The sequence below is a fragment of the Cypionkella sp. genome (genome assembly GCF_036782355.1).
Lineage (GTDB): Bacteria > Pseudomonadota > Alphaproteobacteria > Rhodobacterales > Rhodobacteraceae > Cypionkella.
Genome location: NZ_DAIPZF010000014.1, coordinates 1 through 18,447 on the forward strand (window position 1 = coordinate 1; position 18,447 = coordinate 18,447).

Here is an 18,447-nt window from a genome sequence, read left to right on the forward strand (position 1 = left end):
ATCAGGATTATGAGTAACAGCTGAACCGCTCTTTGTTCTGTTCTTAAACTGCCAATACGAGAAAGAATCCGGCTCATTTAGGCAATCTCCCCCCGGAAGCTAGACAAGTAGAAATGTTGTTGAACGGAGTAAACTTCTTTGTCTGAAGATAATACCTGCTGCCCTCTATATGGCAAATACCAGTCCGCGACTTTTTGACTGGGGGGCTGTTCTGCGAGTTAGGAACCTGCGGCCGATGGCAGTGATAGGGTTGCGAACCAGCATGGCAGCCTTGGGCGTTTAGTCCTCCAGAATGCGCGGCAGCAAGTAGAGGTATCAAAAAGAAAAGCAAGGCTGCAAAAGTTACAGCCGAAACAGACCATACAGTCATCGCTGACTTAATTGGTACGCGCATGCCTGCCTCCCGACAACAAAACGAAAAAGGACCTCAGCGTTCGGCAAGGCTCGCCTGACTTATGAAGTTGGTCAATGATTTTAGTATGAGAACATGGGACCAATGCAGCCCGCCACCATGAGCGCAATCCAAACTCGGTACACAGATTTCCAGAAACTCGGTACACAAATGCAAGGCATGCGATACTCAATATATTGATATTATTATATAATAAATTTTATTTGATCCCTACCGCCGGAGCCAAAATCTCTTCGGAGATTAGCTACCTAAGACAAACCCGCTTCGGCGGGTTTTCTTATTTGTTGGCTTGAGAACCGCGCCTCAGGTGAAAACCAAACAGAAGCGCGCAACAGGCGCACAGCCCTGATTGTAAACTTTAAGGTTCCGGGCGATTTTCTGGGCCTGCGCTCGGTACTTTTCCGCAGCTCAGATCATAATGTCGAACCCATTACGCCTGTGCAGGCCTCGGAGATCAGGCAAAGCGACCTCTTCGCGGCCTTTAGCGCGACCCCGCGTCTGGCCACCGCAGTTCTTTGGGCGGCCTCGCGCGATGAGGCGATGCTGGTGGAACATATTATAGATCTGGGCCGCCGCTCTGCCACCGAGCGGATGGCGCATTTCCTGCTCGAACTGGGTGCGCGGCTGCGCTTGGTCGGCATGGCCGACCGCAACGGCTATGCTTGCCCGCTGTCGCAATATCTGCTGACCGACGCCTTGGGCCTAAGTGCGGTGCATGTCAACCGCGTGCTGCGCGAACTGCGCGAGCAAGGCCTTTTGACCTTTCAGAAGGGCCGCGTGGTGTTTGACGATTACGACGCGCTGATCGAATTTGCCGGTTTTGATCGCGGCTATCTGGACCACGAGGGACCCTTGCTGAAGTAGCGGGGCCGAAACCAGACCTCGGGTGCCAAGATCAAACGCAGGGTCACGAGGAGAAACCAAGCGCGGATCTGACAGGGCCAAGGTCTGGTAAACATCTGGGCCGCGATGACCGGCGACCTTGGGTTCAGGCTATGCAGTCCAGGCCAAAGCTGCACTGATGCAAGTTACACAGGCTTGGTCTTAGGCTCGGGCGCCCAATGCCTGCAACCAGGCCCCTGCCCTGAAAAAACCGTAAGCATCGGCCAGCTTTGGCACTTTGTTAAAGCACTCGAAAGACAGCTTTTGCCTAAAGCCTTGCTTCAATTTGGGTTTTCCATGCCTCGATATGTGCGGCTGCCAAATCTGCACTTTGGCGCACCAATTCCGCGACCTTTTGTTGCGAGATAACTTCGGCCTCGCTTGGGCCGTGCAAAAGCGCCTCGAAATCAGCGTCATCGGCATTCCATTGGCGGATTGGAAACTGATAGAATGTGTACCGCGGATCCTTTAGCGGCACCATATCCACCGAAGACACCTGCAAGGGATTAAAAAGCCCCCGCAATGGATAAAAGATGCGTTTTGCATTGCCCAGCCAAGCCGCCATCCACGAATAGGTGCTGACCCCAATCGCAATATTCTGCGCCTGCCGCAGCGTTTGGAAATCATGTAAAACCGAGCCATTGTCGATCATCTTGGCCTTTGGAAAGGCCTTGCGCAAAGCCTTTGAATAGACATCCTCGCCCAACTCGCCGACAAAAACGGGCCGCAGGTCATTTTCCTCAAGGATCTTTTGGTAATAGGCGATCGGCAAAGGCGGATAATCCCTGTGCCGCCCCGGTACCAAGATATCCCCCAAGCGCACATGAATGACCAAATCCTTTGCGCCGGTTTTATAAAAACTCTGTTTTGGCGCTTTGAACAAAGACTGCGCATGTTTTAGCGCGGGAAAGGCGCTGATATTACAGCAGGGCGTTCTAATTTTAAGCTGTTTGAGCTGACCGGTTGCAATCAAATCATCCAGATAGGCCACATCAAACCGCTGGATATCAATCTTGGGAAAGCTGTGATGCCCGCGCGAAACTGGGGCTTCTGGGTAGCGCCACTCGGCCAGTGCGGCCCCTGAAATCGTCGTCCCCGCAAATTTTTGCGCATAACGCTCTGCCACCAAGACCTGCATCATCTGGTTTGTCATGCGCCCAACGGGACGAATTACAATATCAAGCATAGGGCTCACTTTTACCAAAAACCGTTAAATATTATGAACCGCTTTTGTCGCGAATGGTGCGCAAGGTCAAGGATTTCCGCCAAAGCCCCGCGGGCAGACGACGCTGCGGCGATTCTTTGTGCCAAACTTTGTCGCGGCCCGTGACACCGCTCTCAGGCCAGTTTGGGCCAAACCTACCAGATGGATTGCGGCAGCGCTGCGCAGCTTTTCCGTCTTGGGTTGCAGACGAACCCCATCGTTCGCCCGACTGAAAACTTTGTAAATCGGCGCGCAATTCAACACCCTAGCCGCCTTAACTTTCGTCGCTAAAACAAGGCGATTTTACCGTTTTTGTTCAGAGATGACCGCCGGAAACAGCTGCGAAACCACTTGGCAAAACCGCCCTAGCAGAGGCTTGCCAAGTGTTAAGATCGCGCTATGATCCTAGGTCTAGAAAATAGAGACGCTAAGATCTCTAAGGCTAGAGACGTCGATGACTTTGGAGGGGGTCAAGATGCTGGAGCCGGTACGGTTAGACCGAAGCAAGCTTTCAATGGCTTACAGCGAAGTCGAAACCATTCGCAAAACATTGCCCAAGACCGCGCTGACCGATTTGGCAAAAGAAGTTGTCAAACGGGTTGCCAACAATTTGCGCGCGCCGATCCCGCCCGAATTGCGTCCAACCTCGGCGCAGATCGACGAGCTGTGTCAGGCCTTGTTGTCGCAAGACCCGCTTGCGGCGATTGGTTTGATCGAGCAGGCGCAGCGCAAGGGTTTTAGCTATGACACCCTGTGTCAGATCTATCTTGCAGGGGCTGCGGCGCGCTTGGGCGAGTGGTGGGATGAAGACCAGCTGTCGTTTTACAAGGTCACGATTGCGGCCAGTGGCATCTATGCGATTTTGCGCACGCTGCGGTTGCAACGCACCCTGCCGGCGCAAGATCTGCGGCGCTCGGCGATTTTTGCCAGCGTGCCCGATGACACCCATACGCTTGGCATCACCGTGGCCGCAGATATGGCTCGTGACCGGGGCTGGGACATCACGCTGCTGACCGGTCTGAGCCATGACGCTTTGGTGGAAGAGGTCGAAAACCAAGACACCGCGCTGATTGGGCTTTCGGCCAGTGGCAAGCGGGTGCTGCCTGCGGTGTTAAAGCTGATTGTGGCGCTGCGGCTGTGCAAACCCAAGGCGCGGATCATGATCTGCGGTAGGCTTGCGGCGATGGATCTTCATCTGGATGGCATCGTTGGGGCAGATGTTGCCGCCGCAGATTTTGACACCGCCTTTGACTATATGGAAAAGATGATGAACACGGCCCCACGCGCGCCGTAGCCCTAAGGCGATGCAGCTTTGGTGGCGAAAACCGCATGCGCGCCCAGATCCACCGCAGCCTCGTCACGCAAAAGGCGGGCATAAAAGTCGAAAAGCGTGTCTGTGCCGGTTGAAGGCGTTGCCTCTGGGTCATAGCGGTCGGTCTCTGGGTTCAAGACCAGCATCGATTGCGTTGCATAATAGCGCCCGATCTTGGCAAGCTCGGCCTTTTCGCGCGCTTTTGGCGACAGCCGCCCCAAAAGGCCAAGCGCCGCGATAATCGCATCCATCAGGCCAATCGGCACCGAACGGAACTTCGGCGTTTGGCCCAGCAGGCGAAACAGCGCTTCGCCCTGCGCGCGCGGGGTGATCGCAGGGCCAGGGCCGCCGATTGGCAAAATCTGGTTTGCGCGCAAAGGGTTGTCCAGACAATCGGCCAAATATTCCGCCAGATCGGCATCGCTGATCGGCTTGCAGGCGGTCAACTGACCATCGCCAAAGATCAAAAACGGCTTGCCTTGGCGCAGCCGTGCCACCTGCCCTGACAGCGATTTGAAAAACGCCGTTGGCCGCACGATGCTATAGGTCAGCCCCGATGCGATCAGCGCGGACTCGAAGGCCAGCTTGGCCTGCTGAAACGCCAAAAGTGGGCGCTGCACGCAAATCGCCGACAACAGCACCATCTGCCGCACGCCCTGCGCTTGGGCGATGTGCAAAGCGGCCAGATGCGCCTGATGATCTATCGCCCAAGCCTCGGCAGGCTGGCCGGTGCGCGAGGCAAGGCAAGACACCAAAGCATCAAAGCTTTCGCCACAAAATCCATCGCGCGCAAGGGCTTGCGGGTCTGTCACCTCGCCAAAGCGCAAAATCGCGGCCTCGGGCAGACCGCGGCGCGGGGATTGCGGATCGGCGCGCAGAAAACACACCACCTCGTGGCCACGCGCCAGCAGCGCATCGAGCGTGGCGCGGCCAATGGTGCCGGTGGCCCCCAGCAACATCACCCGCATGCGCGGCTTAGACATGGGCATTGGCACTTAGGGTTTCGGCGACGCGGCCCCAGCCATCGGCAAGATAGATCCGCAGCCAAGGCGTAAAGCGCGCAGGCTCGGCCTGCACCTGCTGCGCCAGATCCGGCAAGGACACCCAAGCGGTTTCCAGCACCTCGTCAGGGTTGGGGGTGATCTGCAGATCGGCAGGTGCTTGGGCCACAAACAGATCCACCAGCTCGTGTTCGATCAGCCCACCCCCGACATCGGCGCGGTATTCAGTGCCGCCCGCGCGCTGCAACGCCAGCCCCGAGATGCCCAATTCCTCGTGCAAGCGCCGCGTGGCGCAGGCCAAGGCCGCCTCGCCCCAGCGCGGATGGGTGCAGCAGCTGTTCGCCCAAAGCCCCGGCGTGTGATATTTGCCCAAAGCGCGACGTTGCAGCAGGGTTTTATCCCCCCGCATCACAAAGACCGAAATCGCCAGATGCCGCAGCCCGCGCTGATGCACCGCCAGCTTTTCCACTGGCGTCAACACATCCTCGACATAGGCAGGGATCATCTCTTGCATCTTCGCTCCGGTGACAGTGGCGGGTTAAACGTGTTCGGGCGCGACCCAGCCCAACAAATGCCGCACATTCTTAACGCCAATCTTCAGATGCGCCAAGGGGCGGGCATTGACCAGCTTCTTGTTCATATAGGCCTCGAACGTCAGTTTTTGCACATCGACGTCGTGACACAGGCTCACAAACCGCTCGCGCCGCTCGTCCGATTGGTAATAGGCATCCTGCATCGAGCGCAACACTTTGAACACCGTGCCATGTTCCTTCATGAACATCTTGCGCGCCAAGCGCAGTTTCGAGGCACGGCCCGTGGCCAGCGTCGCCTGCGCGGCTGTGGCCGCTGCCCGCCCGCCTGCCATGGCATAGTAAATCCCCTCACCCGAGGACGGCGCCACCACCCCCGCCGCATCGCCCGCCAAGACCAGATCGCGGCCATTGTCCCAACGATCCATCGGGCGCAGCGGAATTGGCGCGCCCTCGCGCCGGATGGTTTCGCAATCGCTTAAACCCGAGGCCGCGCGCAGATCGGCGGTGGCATGTTTCAGATCCACCCCCTCAAGCCCGGTGCCCATGCCAACGCTGACCTGATCGCCATGCGGAAACACCCAGCCATAAAAATCGGGGCTGATGCGGCCATCATAGATCACATCGCAGCGGATCGGATCATAGGCAGCACTTTTGGGCGGCGCTTTCAGGATCTCGTGATAGGCAATGACATAGGGAATGCGGTCGCCGCCGGGCACTTCGGTCTTGGCCACAACCGAGCGCGCGCCATCGGCGCCGATCACCAGCCGCGTGGTCAGCCGCATCTCGGCCCCCGTGGCCTTGTCGCGGTAGATCACATGGGTCGCGGCGGCTTCGCGTTCGATGCGCAGATAGGTGCCGGTGACACGGCTTGCGCCATTCGACACCGCCCTTGCGCGCAAAAACTCGTCAAAATGCTCGCGGTCGACCATGCCGACAAAGCCGTTCTCGATCGGAATATCCACCGAGCGCCCCGTGGGCGACACCATGCGCGCGGTTTGAATATGGGCGACCAACTGGCTATCGGGGATCGAGAAATCCTCGATCAGCCGCGGCGGAATTGCACCACCACAGGGCTTGATCCGCCCGGCCCTGTCCAGAAAAGCCACATCGCAGCCCGCGCGGGCCAAATCATTCGCAGCCGTCGCCCCCGAGGGGCCGCCACCGATGACCACGACATCAAACATCTTCATTCTCCCGCTACCATCGCCGGCAGACCACTGTCTTGCCGCGCTTCGATGACCCGAGCCGCCATCAGGGCGGCCCCCAAAAACAACCCAGCCTCTGCCACAAACACCAGCCCAAAGGCCGAGGCATTGCCCATCAGCACGCGCGCCAGATCTACCGCCCCTGCGCCCAAAATTCCGCCAAGCCCTGCCGCAATCGCTTGCGCAGCCCCCCAAAGCCCCATCCGCGTGCCCTCGCGCGCTTCGCGGCCTTCGCCCGCCAGCGCCATCATCGAGCCAATCGCTGCGACCGCAAACATGCCGTTGAAAAGCCCAAGGGCGATGGTCGCGGGTTGGATAAGCCCCGCCCCCGCCGCCATTTGCCCCGCCATCGCAAGCGCCAGCAGTGCCAGCGCCGACCCCGCACAGCCCGCCATCACCCAAGCCCGCAGCGACCCGATCCGCAAACCGGTTGCAGCAATCCCCACCGTCAGCATGCCAACAAAGACGCCGGCATTCTGCGCGCCCGAAAGCTGCGTCGATTGCCCGGGGGTAAAGTCGAACACCAGACCGGCATAGGGCTCTAGGATCAGCTCTTGCATGAAATAGGCGACCATCGACAAAAAGATGAATAGGGTGAAATTGCGCGCCCGCCGCTCGGCCCAGATCTCGGCCAGACCTTCGCGAAAGGGCAGCGGTTTGGCGGTAGGCTCGGCGGGGCCCCCCGCGTGGCGCGCCTCGATCCCCCAGACCGCCAGCGTGGTCAGCATCAGCGCCACCAGCCCCACGATGCCCACCACACGCAGCAGCCGCTCGGGCGAATAGGGGTCAAGCGACTTGCCCACCACCGTGGCCGTCACCGCAATGCCAAAAATCATCATCAGCCAGGTGATCGTCGCCGCCGCCGCCCGCCGCCGCGGATGCGTGACCGTGGCCAGCAGCGCCAAAAGCGAGGTGCCAGAGGCCCCCACCCCCGCGCCGATCATAGCATAGGCCAAGATCGACAGCGCCAACCCTGCGACAAAGCTTTGCGCCATCAGCACAAATCCCAAGGCCGCCAGAAATCCGCCCAGCCCCAGCGCGGCCATGCCCAGAATGATAAACCGCGTGCGATTGCCGCCGGTGTCCGAGCGGTAGCCCCAAGTTGGCCGCGTGATCTGCACCGCGTAATGCAAGCCCACCAAGAGCCCCGGCAGCAGGGCCGGCAAAGCCGCCTCGACCACCATCAGCCGGTTCAGCGTCGAGGTGCAAATCACCACAATCGCGCCAAGGCACAGCTGCACCGCCCCCAACCGAAAAATCGACACCCAAGACAGATAGGTCATGGCAAAGCCTCCAGACTGCGCAGCGCAAAAGCGGTGATCATCATGCCGCTGACATACATGCCGATGCCCGTGGCCTGATACCAAGGCGCGCGGCCCTTGGGGTCAGACAGCAGCGTGCGCATCGCCCAGATTTGCAGCGCCAGCAGAACCGTCACCGCCAAAGCATGCCACGGCCGCCCCCAGATCAGCAGCATCGCAATCACCAAGGCCTGCGCCAAAGCCATCACCGTGCAGGCGACTTTGGCCGCAACATCAGGGCCCAAGGTGACGGGAAGCGAGCGCACACCGTGCAGCTTGTCGCCCTCTAGGGCTTTGAAATCATTCAGTGTCATGATGCCATGCGCGCCAAAGGCGTAAAGCAGTGCCATGGTCACCACCGGAAAATGCGGCAGGCCTTGTGACAGCACGGCCGCCCCCGTGAACCACGGCAGCCCCTCATAGCACAGGCCAACCAGCCCCGGCCCCCACCAGCCCGACCGCTTCAGCCGCACCGGCTCGGCCGAATAGGCCCAAGCCGCCAGCACACCAACGCCGGTCGCCGCAAAGCCCCAAGGCCCCAAAAACCACCCCAAGACCAAAGACAGCCCCGACATCGCCAGCGCAATCCAAAGCCCCCAGCGCCCCGGAATCCGCCCCGAAGGGATAGGGCGGTGCGGCTCATTCACCGCATCGACATGGCGGTCGCACCAATCATTGGCCGCCTGCGACATCCCGCAAACCACCGGCCCCGCAAGGATCACCCCCAAAAGCACCAAGGGCCAAGCGCCCCAAGGCGAGACACCGACCGAAGCGATGCCGCAAAGATAGGCCCACATCGGCGGAAACCATGTGATCGGCTTTATCAGCTCCAACATGGCTTTGGGCTGCGGACGGGCGGGGATATGTAAGTCGGATGATACAGTCATCTGTCAACTTTGCCTTACATTTTCGAGTCGGGCAAGCACAGAGTGTAAATCAAACAGACAGAAATGCCGCAGCGGGCGTCACAGGCAGGCAAGCGCAAAAATCAACCAATAGCTGCCTGTTTAAACGCAAAAAGACGCCCCTTTCGGGACGCCTTTGGCCTTAGCGGAAGCTAAACTACTCGTCGCCCTTTTCCAGCAAGCCAAATTTGCGCAGCTTGACATAAAGCGATTGCCGCGACAGGCCCAGCATTTCTGCCGCAGCAAGCCGGTTGTTGCGGGTCAAATCGACCGCGGTCTGAATGCACATCTTTTCCACCACATCGGTGGTTTCCGACACGATGTCTTTCAGGCTGGACGATCCGACCAATTCCATCACGCTGCGCATGCCGTCTTCGCCGGTGGTCATGCCGGGGCGGCGCAGCAGATCGCTGCGGCTGGCATCACGGATCACCAAAGCAAAGCCCGGCGCGGGGCGGTCGTTCAGATGCGTCGCCGAAATCTCGACCGAGATCTGGCCGTTGAATTCATTCATCAGCTTGGTCGAATACAGCCGCAAATGCCGCGAGCGGCGCGCGTTGTCCAAGATCACCCGCAGATCCACCACGCCGCGCACCAGAAAATCGGCCAAAGACCGGCCACGCACATTGGTCAAATAGGCGCTGTCGGTCAGCTTCATAAAGGCATCGTTGCCAAAGGTGATCAGCCCGTCTTGATCAAGGAAAACAATGGCATCCACGCCTTCGTGGTAAAGCCGTTCCAGATTATCGCTCACCTCGCTGATCGCTGCGGTGACCTCATCGGGGGCTTCCAGACGGCAGAGCATGAACCGCTCGCCTGCCGCACGGAACAGCTTGGGGATCACCCGCAGCTTGCGTTGCGACCGGCGCGCCACCAATTCCACCGGACTGACGGTATCAGAAGAGGCGATGCTGGACAGGCTTTCCAGAAACTCGCCCCGCCGTCTGCCGTCAAATTCCTGCGCAATCGAGCTGCCCGCCAGATCTTGGCGCGGTGCCCCCAGCATCAGCGCCGCCGCCGCATTCAGATCGACAATGCGACCGGTGTTCATCGCAAGCAAGATCATCGCATCGCGCGTCGCTTCCATCAGCACGCGGTAACGGGTGTCCATCTCGCGCTGCGCCTCGTAATCGCGCTCCAGCGCAATTTGCGCCATCACCAATTGCTGCTGCATCTCGGCAATCGGGCGCATGTCGCGGCCCAGCATCAGGATCGACTGCTCGCGCTCCATCCAGTGCATGGTATAGCGGATCGGGAACTCCCACATCGTGTGGCCGGTATGATTGACCTCGACCACCAAAGACTTTGCCCCAGGCGCGCTGATAGCCTTAAGGCGGCGCGCAAATTTATCGCGGCTTTCTTCGGCCACACAATCGTCAAACGGTTGGCCCACCCAGCTTTGCAATTGCCCAAAGGCCGCATGATGCGGGTTGACCATAACGGCCTTGACCCGCCCATCGGCAGTAACAATCACCGACAAATCCGCCGCCGTTGTCACGATCTGCGCCATCAGCGCCGGGTCAAGCAAGGGCAGCGTTTTGGGGTCGAAAAAGTGTTCTGTGTCCGTCTTCACTGCATTGTTCGCCATTTTTGCCGCCCACCCGTCCGATCGGGACAGCGGTATGTTTACGCGCGCCGAAGCACGCAGGAGGCGTCGAACTTAAGGCCAATTCCCTCAAGAGCCGCACCGATGTCATTGGTCGAGAAATCAGCCCCTGTGCATGCAGCCAGATCCTCCACTCTTGCCATCACCGCCCCACCCACCACGATCGGACAGGGCTGGCTCATCAGATTTTTCAAAAATTCCACGGTCTTTGCAACGGCTTCCAGCTTGTCTTTGGTGGAAACCGAGATCAAAATCCCGTCGAACTGTCGTGTTGCCAGCAAAGTATTCAACTCGGCAAAGGTTGGCGCAATCCGCAGGCAGACCGAAACGCCAAAGCGGCGCAGCTGGCCCATCACCACCATAGGCCCCAAGGTGTGCTGTTCGCGCTCGGCCACCAGCAACAACACCGTGCCATGCCCCGCGTCGCCCGCCTGATCGGCCGCCCAAGCCGCGCCAATCTCGCGCAGAAGGCTTTGCATCCGCCCGACCCCGATTGACACATCCATCCAAGACATCTGATCGTCGAGCCAAGCCTGCCCCATCCGACGCGCGGCTTCGGGGATATAAAGATCTGCCAGCGCCGCCAGAGTGATCCGCGCACGGCGCACTTCGAGCAAAAGGCTGGCAAACGCATCCTTGCTGCCCGAGGTCGAGGCCGCCACCAGCCCCACAATCACCGGCTCGCGCAGCTCTGACACCGCGCGCGCGCTGCGACTTGCCAGCATCGAGACGACTTGCGATGCAAAAGACGTAACTGCGCCGCCATCTTGGCTCGCCGCAGTCGCTTGATCGCGCGGATGAAAAGCCTGCATCCGAAGAGCCCTCCACAAAGTGCCCCACACAACCGCAGCAACGCTCTGTCAGCACGATCGGGGACATCCTTTGAGGTAACCTTCTGTTAGGCGTATTCTTTTGTCAAAGAAAATTGACAGTCTAAAGTCTAAGAGCTTACCCCATTTTTTGCAAGGCTATGTAAATAAATAATAATAGTCAAAATTTCTGCTTCAAAACTTTCACAGAGCTCCAGGCAGTCCGCAGTCGGTGTCAACCAAAATTGTGTAACTTTTAATTGACACATTCAGAATCGGGGGGTTAAGTTCAGCTTAACAGACGCCTTCGGAAAGACTGATCATGCCAAAGAATCACTCTACAAGGCCGCCACGCAAGCCGCTGTACACGGCCGAGGAACGAGCCCGTCGGGATGCGACAAAATGGACCCTCGTGCAGGGTCTGCTGGCGCCTGTGCAATTTCTGGCTTTCGCGGTCTCGGTGGTATTGGTGCTGCGCTATCTGGCGACCGATCAGGGCTATCTGGCGGCGACGGTGTCGATCCTGATCAAAACCTTTTTGCTGTATCTCATCATGATCACCGGCGCGATTTGGGAAAAGGTCGTCTTTGGTCAATATCTTCTGGCGCCGGCGTTTTTCTGGGAAGACATGATTTCTTTTGCCGTCATCGCGCTGCACACTGGCTATTTGATAGCGCTTTGGACTGGGGTTTTGGGGCCAGTGGGCGAGATGGTCTTGGCGCTGACCGCCTATGTAACCTATGCGGTGAACGCCGCGCAATTCCTGTGGAAGCTGCGGCTGGCACGGCTTGACGCGATGGTGCAGGCATGAACGCGCCGCTGCTCAACACGGGGTGCAGCGCCACGCCGGTGCTGAAACAGCGCGGCCAGCGCGAGGTGTTTTGCGGGCTGACCGGCATCATCTGGCTGCACCGCAAGATGCAGGATGCGTTCTTTTTGGTGGTCGGCAGTCGCACCTGCGCGCATCTGCTGCAATCAGCGGCTGGGGTGATGATCTTTGCCGAGCCGCGCTTTGGCACCGCCATTCTGGAAGAAAAAGACTTGGCCGGTCTGGCCGACGCACAAACCGAGCTTGACCGCGAGGTTGATCGGCTGCTGTCACGCCGGCCTGACATTCGCCAGCTGTTTCTGGTGGGCTCTTGCCCTTCGGAAGTGATCAAGCTTGACCTTCACCGCGCTGCCGAGCGCATGAGCATCAAGCACGCGCCACATGTGCGGGTGCTGAATTATTCCGGCTCGGGGATCGAAACCACCTTTACCCAAGGCGAAGATGCCTGCCTGGCCTCGATGGTGCCAAGCCTGCCGGAAACCACCGAAAAGCAACTGCTGCTTGTCGGCGCTTTGCCCGATGTGGTCGAAGATCAGGCGCTGGCGCTGCTGGCGGCGATGGGGATCACACAGGTCACCTGCCTGCCTGCGCGCCGGTCTGAGCAAACCCCTGCGGTGGGCGAGAACACGGTTTTTGCGCTGGTGCAGCCGTTCTTGGGCGACACCCATGCAGCACTTTTGGGTCGAGGTGCGCGCCATATCGCCGCGCCCTTCCCCTTTGGCGCCGAGGGCACCACGCTTTGGCTGCAAGCGATTGCCACCGAATTCGGCGTCTCGGCCGAGGTTTTTGCCGCCGCCACCGCAGCGCCGCGCGCGCGGGCAGAAAAAGCCGTGGCGATGGTGGCGCAGACCTTGGCGGATAAATCGGTGTTCTTTTTCCCCGACAGCCAGCTTGAAATCCCGCTTGCACGGTTTTTGACCCGCGAATGCGGCATGCGTGCGATTGAAGTCGGCACGCCGTTTTTGCACCGCGATCTGATGGCGCAAGAGCTTGCGCTTTTGGCCGAGGGCCCGACCCTTTCCGAAGGCCAGGACGTTGATCTGCAACTGACCCGCGTGCGCGAGGCCCGCCCCGATCTGACGGTTTGCGGTCTGGGTCTGGCCAATCCGCTGGAAGCCGAGGGTCTTGCCACCAAATGGGCGATCGAGCTGGTGTTCACGCCGGTGCATTTCTACGAACAAGCCGCTGATCTTGCATCCCTTTTTGCCCGCCCTCTGCGCCGCCGCGCGCTTTTGGCCCCGCTTGCTCCGCCTGCGGGCCCCCATCTGGAGGCCGCAGAATGAAGCTGACGCTTTGGACCTATGAAGGCCCGCCCCATGTCGGCGCGATGCGGGTCGCCACCGGCATGAAGGGGCTGCACTACGTCTTGCACGCCCCGCAAGGCGACACCTATGCCGATCTCTTGTTCACCATGATTGAACGCCGCGATCACCGCCCGCCGGTGACCTATACCACCTTTCAGGCCCGCGATCTGGGCGGCGACACCGCCACCTTGTTCAAAACCGCCTGCCAAGACGCGGTGGACCGCTTTGCGCCCGAAGCGCTGATCGTCGGGGCCTCTTGCACCGCCGAACTGATCCAGGACGACCCCGCTGGCCTTGCCGAAAGCATGGGGCTGGGTCTGCCGGTGATCCCGCTGGATCTGCCAAGCTATCAGCGCAAAGAAGGCTTTGGCACCGACGAGACCTTCTTGCAGATCGTCCGCCATCTGGCCAAACCCTGCGCACGAACCGAGCAGATCACCGCCAATCTGATCGGCCCCACAGCGCTTGGCTTTCGCCACCGCGATGACATCACCGAAGTCACCCGCCTCTTGGCCGATATGGGCATCGCGGTGAATGTGGTGGGCCCGATGGGGTCGCGTCCTTCCGATATCGCGCGGCTGGGGGCGGCACATTTCAACGTGCTGATGTATCCAGAACATGCAGAATCCGCGGCGCGCTGGCTCGAGACCAATTTCAAACAGCCCTATACCAAATGTGTGCCGATCGGCGTCGGTGCCACCAAGGACTTTCTGGCCGAAGTGGCGCAGATCACCGGCCTGCCCGTGGTCAGCGACACCAGCCGTCTGCGCCTGCCTTGGTGGACCCGCAGCGTCGACAGCACCTATCTGACCGGCAAGCGGGTGTTCTTGTTCGGCGATGGCACCCATGTCGCCGCCGCCGCCCGCATTGCCCGCGACGAGATGGGCTTCGAGGTCGCAGGCCTTGGCTGCTTTAACCGCGAAATGGCCCGCCCGATCCGCGCGCTGGCGAAAGACTTCGGCGTCGAGGCGCTGATTTCTGACGATTACCTCGAGGTCGAAGCCGCCATCGCCGCCCTGCAACCCGAGCTGATCCTTGGCACCCAGATGGAGCGTCACATCGGCAAGCGTCTGGGCATCCCCTGTGCTGTGATCTCGGCCCCGGTGCATGTGCAAGATTTCCCTGCCCGCTACTCGCCACAAATGGGCTGGGAAGGCGCGAATGTAATCTTTGACACTTGGGTGCATCCGCTGGTGATGGGGCTGGAAGAGCATCTGCTGCATATGTTCCGCGACGATTTCGAATTTCATGACGAGGCTGGGGCCTCGCACCATGGCGGCACGCACAAACCCCGCGATGCTGGCGCCGAGGCAGCACCTGCGGCCGCGGCATCTGCGGGCTCGATGCCCGCCGAGGCCGCCCCTGTTGCGGCCGTCACCCCAGCCCAGCCGCAAATCGCCGGCGAAATCGTCTGGCTGTCGGACGCCGAAAACGAGCTGAAAAAGATCCCCTTCTTTGTGCGCGGCAAGGCCCGCCGCAATACCGAGAAATACGCCGAAACCAAAGGTGTCACTGCGATTTCCGTCGAAACCCTTTACGAGGCCAAAGCCCATTATGCGCGCTGATCCCCCTCTGACAGGCACAAAGGTCGGCTACAACATCGTTGTGGTCACGCTTGATCAGCATGCCGCAGGCCCTGCCGCACGCATCGCGCCGCGCCTGTCTCAGGATTTCCCCGGCCTGACCATCGCCATTCATGCCGCCGCCGAATGGGCCGAAAACCCCGCCGCGCTTGCCCGCTGCAAATCCGATCTGCAAACTGCCGATATCATCGTCGCCAACCTGTTGTTCATCGAAGAACATATCACCGCCATCCTGCCCGACCTGACCGAGGCCCGCGCCCGCGTCGATGCCTTTATCGGTGTCATCGCCGACAGCGCCATCGTGCGGCTGACCAAAATGGGCGATTTGGATATGTCCAAACCCGCCTCGGCCACGATGACGCTGCTGAAAAAGCTGAAACCCAGCGCGAAAACCAGCGCCAATTCTGGCGAAAAGCAAATGTCGATGCTGCGCCGGCTGCCGAAAATCCTGCGCTGGATTCCGGGCAAGGCGCAGGATCTGCGGGCTTGGTTTTTGTCGATGCAATATTGGCTGGGCGGATCAGACGACAATATCGAACAAATGATGCGGTTCTTGCTGGGCCGCTATGCCGCGCGCAAAGACTGGCGCGGCGCTGTGGCCAAAGCGCCGATTGATTACCCCGAGGTTGGGCTTTACCACCCCGCCCTGCCCAACCGGATGACCACCGATCTTGCCGATCTGCCACGCCCTGCCGGGGCCAAGCTGACGGTGGGGCTGTTGATGCTGCGCTCTTATGTGCTGGCTTCGGATACCGCGCATTATGATGCGGTGATTGCGGCCTTTGAAGCGCGCGGCATTGCCTGCATTCCGGCCTTTGCCGGTGGGCTTGATGGCCGCCCCGCGATTGACGCCTATTTCTCGACCAAAGACCGCGGCATTGACGCCATGGTGTCGCTGACCGGATTTTCGCTGGTGGGCGGGCCTGCCTATAACGACAGCCCAGCCGCTGTGGCAGCGCTAAGCGCGCTGGATGTGCCCTATATCGCGGCCCATCCGCTGGAATTTCAAACCCTTGGGCAATGGGCCTCTGCCGGCATGGGGCTGGGCCCGATCGAGACCACGATGCTGATCGCGCTGCCCGAGATTGACGGCGCAACCAATCCCACGGTCTTTGCTGGCCGCCACGGGCTTGAGGGCTGCACCGGCTGCGCGCATATGTGCGCCGGTGGCGCTGAAAGCCGGGCGATGTCGCCCTGCCCCGAGCGGATCACCGCTTTGGCCGAAAAGACCCTGCGTCTGGCCCGTCTGCGCCAGATGCGCAATGCGCAGAAAAAGGTCGGCATCGTGCTGTTCGGCTTTCCGCCCAATGCAGGGGCTGCGGGCACCGCCGCCTATTTGTCGGTGTTTGAAAGCCTGCACAACACCCTGCGCGCCATGAAGGCCGAGGGCTACAGTTTAGAGGTGCCCGCCTCCGTCGCTGATCTGCGCGAGGCGGTGTTGGGCGGCAATGCGGCAACCTATGGCCAGCCTGCCAATGTCGAAGCCTTTGTCAGCGCCGATCACATCGTTCGCAACACTGCGACGCTGAAAGAGCTGGAGGCCGTCTGGGGCCCGGCACCAGGCAAGGTGCAAAGCGATGGCAGCCGGGTGTTTGTGCTGGGCAAGCAATTTGGCAATGTCTTTATCGGGCTTCAGCCCACCTTTGGCTATGAGGGCGACCCGATGCGGTTGCTGTTTGAACGCGGCTTTGCCCCCACCCATGCCTTTGTGCAGTTCTATTTGTGGATGCGCGACAGCTTTGGCGCCGATGCCTATCTGCATTTCGGCATGCACGGCGCTTTGGAATTCATGCCGGGCAAGCAAGCCGGCCTTGGCGGGCGCGATTGGCCAGATCGGCTGATCGGCGAGGTGCCGAATATCTATCTTTACGCGGCCAACAATCCCTCCGAGGCCTCTTTGGCCAAGCGCCGTTCAAATGCCATCACCATCTCGCATCTGACACCTCCCTTGGCGCAAGCCGGGCTTTACAAAGGCTTGGTCGAGCTGAAAGACAGCCTGACGCGCTGGCGCAGCCAGCCCGCCGATGCGCCCGAGCGCGCCGATCTAGAGGCCTTGATCGCCGAGCAAGCCGTGGCCGTCGATATGGGCGGGCAAAAGCCCGCAGCGCTGTGGCTGAAACTGCTTGAGGCCGAAGCCGCCCTGATCCCGGATGGCTTGCACATCGTCGGGCGGCCGATGTCGGATGCAGCGCGCGCCGAATATCTGGATCTGCTGCCGCCGATGGATGATGTGGCGCGCGCGCGCATTGATCGCCAATTGCAGCAAGACACGGAAATCCCTGCGGTTTTGCGCGCGCTTTCCGGCCGCTTTATCGCACCGGTGCCCGGTGGCGATCTGATCCGCTCGCCGCAGATCTTGCCAACGGGGCGCAATATTCACGCCTTTGACCCCTTCCGGATGCCGACCGAATTTGCCCTGCGCGATGGCGCGGCGCAGGCTGAGCGTTTGCTGGCGGCCCATCCGACGCTGCCACGCTCGATTGCGCTGGTGCTTTGGGGGTCGGACAATATCAAATCCGACGGCGGCCCGATTGCGCAGGCCTTGGCGCTGATGGGGGCGCGGCCGCGCTTTGACGCCTATGGCAGGCTCTCGGGGGCCGATCTGATCCCGCTGGCGCAGCTTGGCCGCCCGCGCATTGATGTGCTGATGACGCTGTCGGGGATTTTCCGCGACCTGCTGCCTTTGCAAACCAAAATGCTGGCCGAGGCCGCCTATAAATGCGCCATGGCCGACGAGCCGCTGAGCCAAAACTTCATCCGCGCCCATGCGCTGCGGGCGGCTGAAGAGATGGGCGTTGATATGGAAACTGCCGCCCTGCGGGTGTTTTCCAATGCCGAGGGTGCTTATGGCTCTAACGTCAACCAATTGGTCGACAGTTCGGCCTTTGGCGGCGAAGATGAATTGGCCGATGCCTATGAGGCGCGCAAATCCTTTGCCTATGGGCGCAACGGCAAGGCGGTGAAACAGGCGGGGATTTTGCAAAAATCGCTGCAGAATGTGGAACTTGCCTATCAAAATCTGGAATCGGTCGAATTGGGTGTCACCTCGGTGGACCATTATTTTGACACGCTGGGTGGCATTGCGCGGGCGGTGAAACGCCAACGCGGCAGCGACACACCTGTCTATATCTCGGACCAGACCCGCGGCAGCGGCAAGATCCGCAGCCTGCGCGATCAGATCGCGCTGGAAAGCCGGTCGCGGATGTTGAACCCGAAGTTCTTTGAGGGCCTGCTGAAGCATGGCGCCGAGGGCGTGCGCCAGATCGAGGCGCATGTGACCAATACCGTTGGTTGGTCGGCCACCACCGAGGCGGTTGAACCTTGGGTCTATCAGCGCCTGTCAGAGACCTTTGTGCTGGATGCGGCGATGCGCCAGCGCTTGGCGGCGCTGAATCCGCAAGCCTCGGCGCGGATGGCCAATCGGCTGATCGAGGCCTCTGAGCGTAACTATTGGTCGCCTGACGCCGCCACCCTTGCGGCTTTGCAGGGGGCTGCGGATGAATTGGAAGACCGTTTGGAAGGGATTGCAGCCGAATGAGACAGCCTTGCCAAATCCACCGC

The 18,447-nt window shown here is 60.2% G+C and carries 13 protein-coding genes and 1 pseudogene; 6 read left to right on the plus strand and 8 right to left on the minus strand.

All coding sequences use genetic code 11. The features are described 5' to 3' along the window. Positions 1-760 precede the first annotated feature (760 nt). A pseudogene (locus V7Q10_RS07205) lies at positions 761-1,276 on the plus strand (Crp/Fnr family transcriptional regulator); the annotation flags it as partial. A gap of 286 nt (positions 1,277-1,562) precedes the next feature. Here the strand turns inward: V7Q10_RS07205 and V7Q10_RS07210 are convergent. Further along, positions 1,563-2,480 (minus strand): hypothetical protein, encoded by a 918-nt coding sequence (locus V7Q10_RS07210; protein WP_333868392.1) that lies wholly within the window; start codon positions 2,478-2,480, stop codon positions 1,563-1,565. Positions 2,481-3,012: 532 nt separating this feature from the next. Between V7Q10_RS07210 and V7Q10_RS07215 the strand changes: the two genes are divergently transcribed. Further along, on the plus strand, positions 3,013-3,792 hold the full coding sequence (locus V7Q10_RS07215; protein ID WP_333868393.1) for a cobalamin B12-binding domain-containing protein: 780 nt from the start codon (positions 3,013-3,015) through the stop codon (positions 3,790-3,792). A 2-nt stretch (positions 3,793-3,794) separates the two neighbouring features. Here V7Q10_RS07215 and V7Q10_RS07220 read toward each other — a convergent pair whose 3' ends face one another. From V7Q10_RS07220 to V7Q10_RS07250, 7 genes are all read right to left on the minus strand, one after another. Continuing rightward, entirely contained in the window at positions 3,795-4,799 is a 1,005-nt protein-coding gene (locus V7Q10_RS07220; RefSeq protein ID WP_333868394.1) for an NAD(P)H-binding protein, read from the minus strand. Then, complete coding sequence (gene idi, locus V7Q10_RS07225) at positions 4,786-5,325, minus strand: isopentenyl-diphosphate Delta-isomerase (protein ID WP_333868395.1); 540 nt, start codon at positions 5,323-5,325, stop codon at positions 4,786-4,788. Before idi ends, V7Q10_RS07220 begins: the two co-directional genes overlap by 14 nt. Before the next feature lie 24 nt (positions 5,326-5,349). Then, the gene (locus V7Q10_RS07230; protein WP_333868396.1) at positions 5,350-6,534 is read right to left on the minus strand and encodes a geranylgeranyl diphosphate reductase; all 1,185 of its coding nucleotides are present in this window, start codon (positions 6,532-6,534) and stop codon (positions 5,350-5,352) included. Further along, entirely contained in the window at positions 6,531-7,832 is a 1,302-nt protein-coding gene (locus tag V7Q10_RS07235) for a BCD family MFS transporter (RefSeq protein ID WP_333868397.1), read from the minus strand. Before V7Q10_RS07235 ends, V7Q10_RS07230 begins: the two co-directional genes overlap by 4 nt. Then, positions 7,829-8,737, minus strand: coding sequence for a chlorophyll synthase ChlG (chlG, locus tag V7Q10_RS07240; RefSeq protein ID WP_333868398.1), 909 nt, complete (start codon positions 8,735-8,737; stop codon positions 7,829-7,831). The genes V7Q10_RS07235 and chlG overlap by 4 nt, the downstream gene beginning before the upstream one ends. Positions 8,738-8,912: 175 nt before the next feature. Continuing rightward, a complete protein-coding gene (ppsR, locus tag V7Q10_RS07245; RefSeq protein WP_333868399.1) occupies positions 8,913-10,328 on the minus strand; it encodes a transcriptional regulator PpsR in 1,416 nt (471 codons plus the stop codon). Between the two features lie 53 nt (positions 10,329-10,381). Continuing rightward, the gene (locus tag V7Q10_RS07250) at positions 10,382-11,173 is read right to left on the minus strand and encodes a cobalamin B12-binding domain-containing protein (RefSeq protein ID WP_333868400.1); all 792 of its coding nucleotides are present in this window, start codon (positions 11,171-11,173) and stop codon (positions 10,382-10,384) included. 319 nt (positions 11,174-11,492) lie between these two features. Between V7Q10_RS07250 and bchF the strand changes: the two genes are divergently transcribed. From bchF to V7Q10_RS07270, 4 genes are read left to right on the plus strand one after another with little or no spacing between them, the layout of a single operon-like run. Further along, positions 11,493-11,981 (plus strand): 2-vinyl bacteriochlorophyllide hydratase, encoded by a 489-nt coding sequence (gene bchF, locus V7Q10_RS07255; protein WP_333868401.1) that lies wholly within the window; start codon positions 11,493-11,495, stop codon positions 11,979-11,981. Beyond that, positions 11,978-13,282 (plus strand): ferredoxin:protochlorophyllide reductase (ATP-dependent) subunit N, encoded by a 1,305-nt coding sequence (locus V7Q10_RS07260; protein ID WP_333868402.1) that lies wholly within the window; start codon positions 11,978-11,980, stop codon positions 13,280-13,282. The genes bchF and V7Q10_RS07260 overlap by 4 nt, the downstream gene beginning before the upstream one ends. Beyond that, the gene (gene bchB / locus V7Q10_RS07265; protein ID WP_333868403.1) at positions 13,279-14,868 is read left to right on the plus strand and encodes a ferredoxin:protochlorophyllide reductase (ATP-dependent) subunit B; all 1,590 of its coding nucleotides are present in this window, start codon (positions 13,279-13,281) and stop codon (positions 14,866-14,868) included. Before V7Q10_RS07260 ends, bchB begins: the two co-directional genes overlap by 4 nt. Beyond that, positions 14,858-18,424, plus strand: coding sequence for a magnesium chelatase subunit H (locus V7Q10_RS07270; RefSeq protein WP_333868404.1), 3,567 nt, complete (start codon positions 14,858-14,860; stop codon positions 18,422-18,424). Before bchB ends, V7Q10_RS07270 begins: the two co-directional genes overlap by 11 nt. The last annotated feature ends 23 nt before the right edge of the window (positions 18,425-18,447 follow it).

Coding starts and splice junctions, on each gene's coding strand:
- V7Q10_RS07210 (WP_333868392.1), bottom strand. CDS start 2,480: ATGCTTGATATTGTAATTCGTCCCGTTGGGCGCATGACAAACCAGATG.
- V7Q10_RS07215 (WP_333868393.1), top strand. CDS start 3,013: ATGGCTTACAGCGAAGTCGAAACCATTCGCAAAACATTGCCCAAGACC.
- V7Q10_RS07220 (WP_333868394.1), bottom strand. CDS start 4,799: ATGCCCATGTCTAAGCCGCGCATGCGGGTGATGTTGCTGGGGGCCACC.
- idi (WP_333868395.1), bottom strand. CDS start 5,325: ATGCAAGAGATGATCCCTGCCTATGTCGAGGATGTGTTGACGCCAGTG.
- V7Q10_RS07230 (WP_333868396.1), bottom strand. CDS start 6,534: ATGAAGATGTTTGATGTCGTGGTCATCGGTGGCGGCCCCTCGGGGGCG.
- V7Q10_RS07235 (WP_333868397.1), bottom strand. CDS start 7,832: ATGACCTATCTGTCTTGGGTGTCGATTTTTCGGTTGGGGGCGGTGCAG.
- chlG (WP_333868398.1), bottom strand. CDS start 8,737: ATGACTGTATCATCCGACTTACATATCCCCGCCCGTCCGCAGCCCAAA.
- V7Q10_RS07250 (WP_333868400.1), bottom strand. CDS start 11,173: ATGCAGGCTTTTCATCCGCGCGATCAAGCGACTGCGGCGAGCCAAGAT.
- bchF (WP_333868401.1), top strand. CDS start 11,493: ATGCCAAAGAATCACTCTACAAGGCCGCCACGCAAGCCGCTGTACACG.
- V7Q10_RS07260 (WP_333868402.1), top strand. CDS start 11,978: ATGAACGCGCCGCTGCTCAACACGGGGTGCAGCGCCACGCCGGTGCTG.
- bchB (WP_333868403.1), top strand. CDS start 13,279: ATGAAGCTGACGCTTTGGACCTATGAAGGCCCGCCCCATGTCGGCGCG.
- V7Q10_RS07270 (WP_333868404.1), top strand. CDS start 14,858: ATGCGCGCTGATCCCCCTCTGACAGGCACAAAGGTCGGCTACAACATC.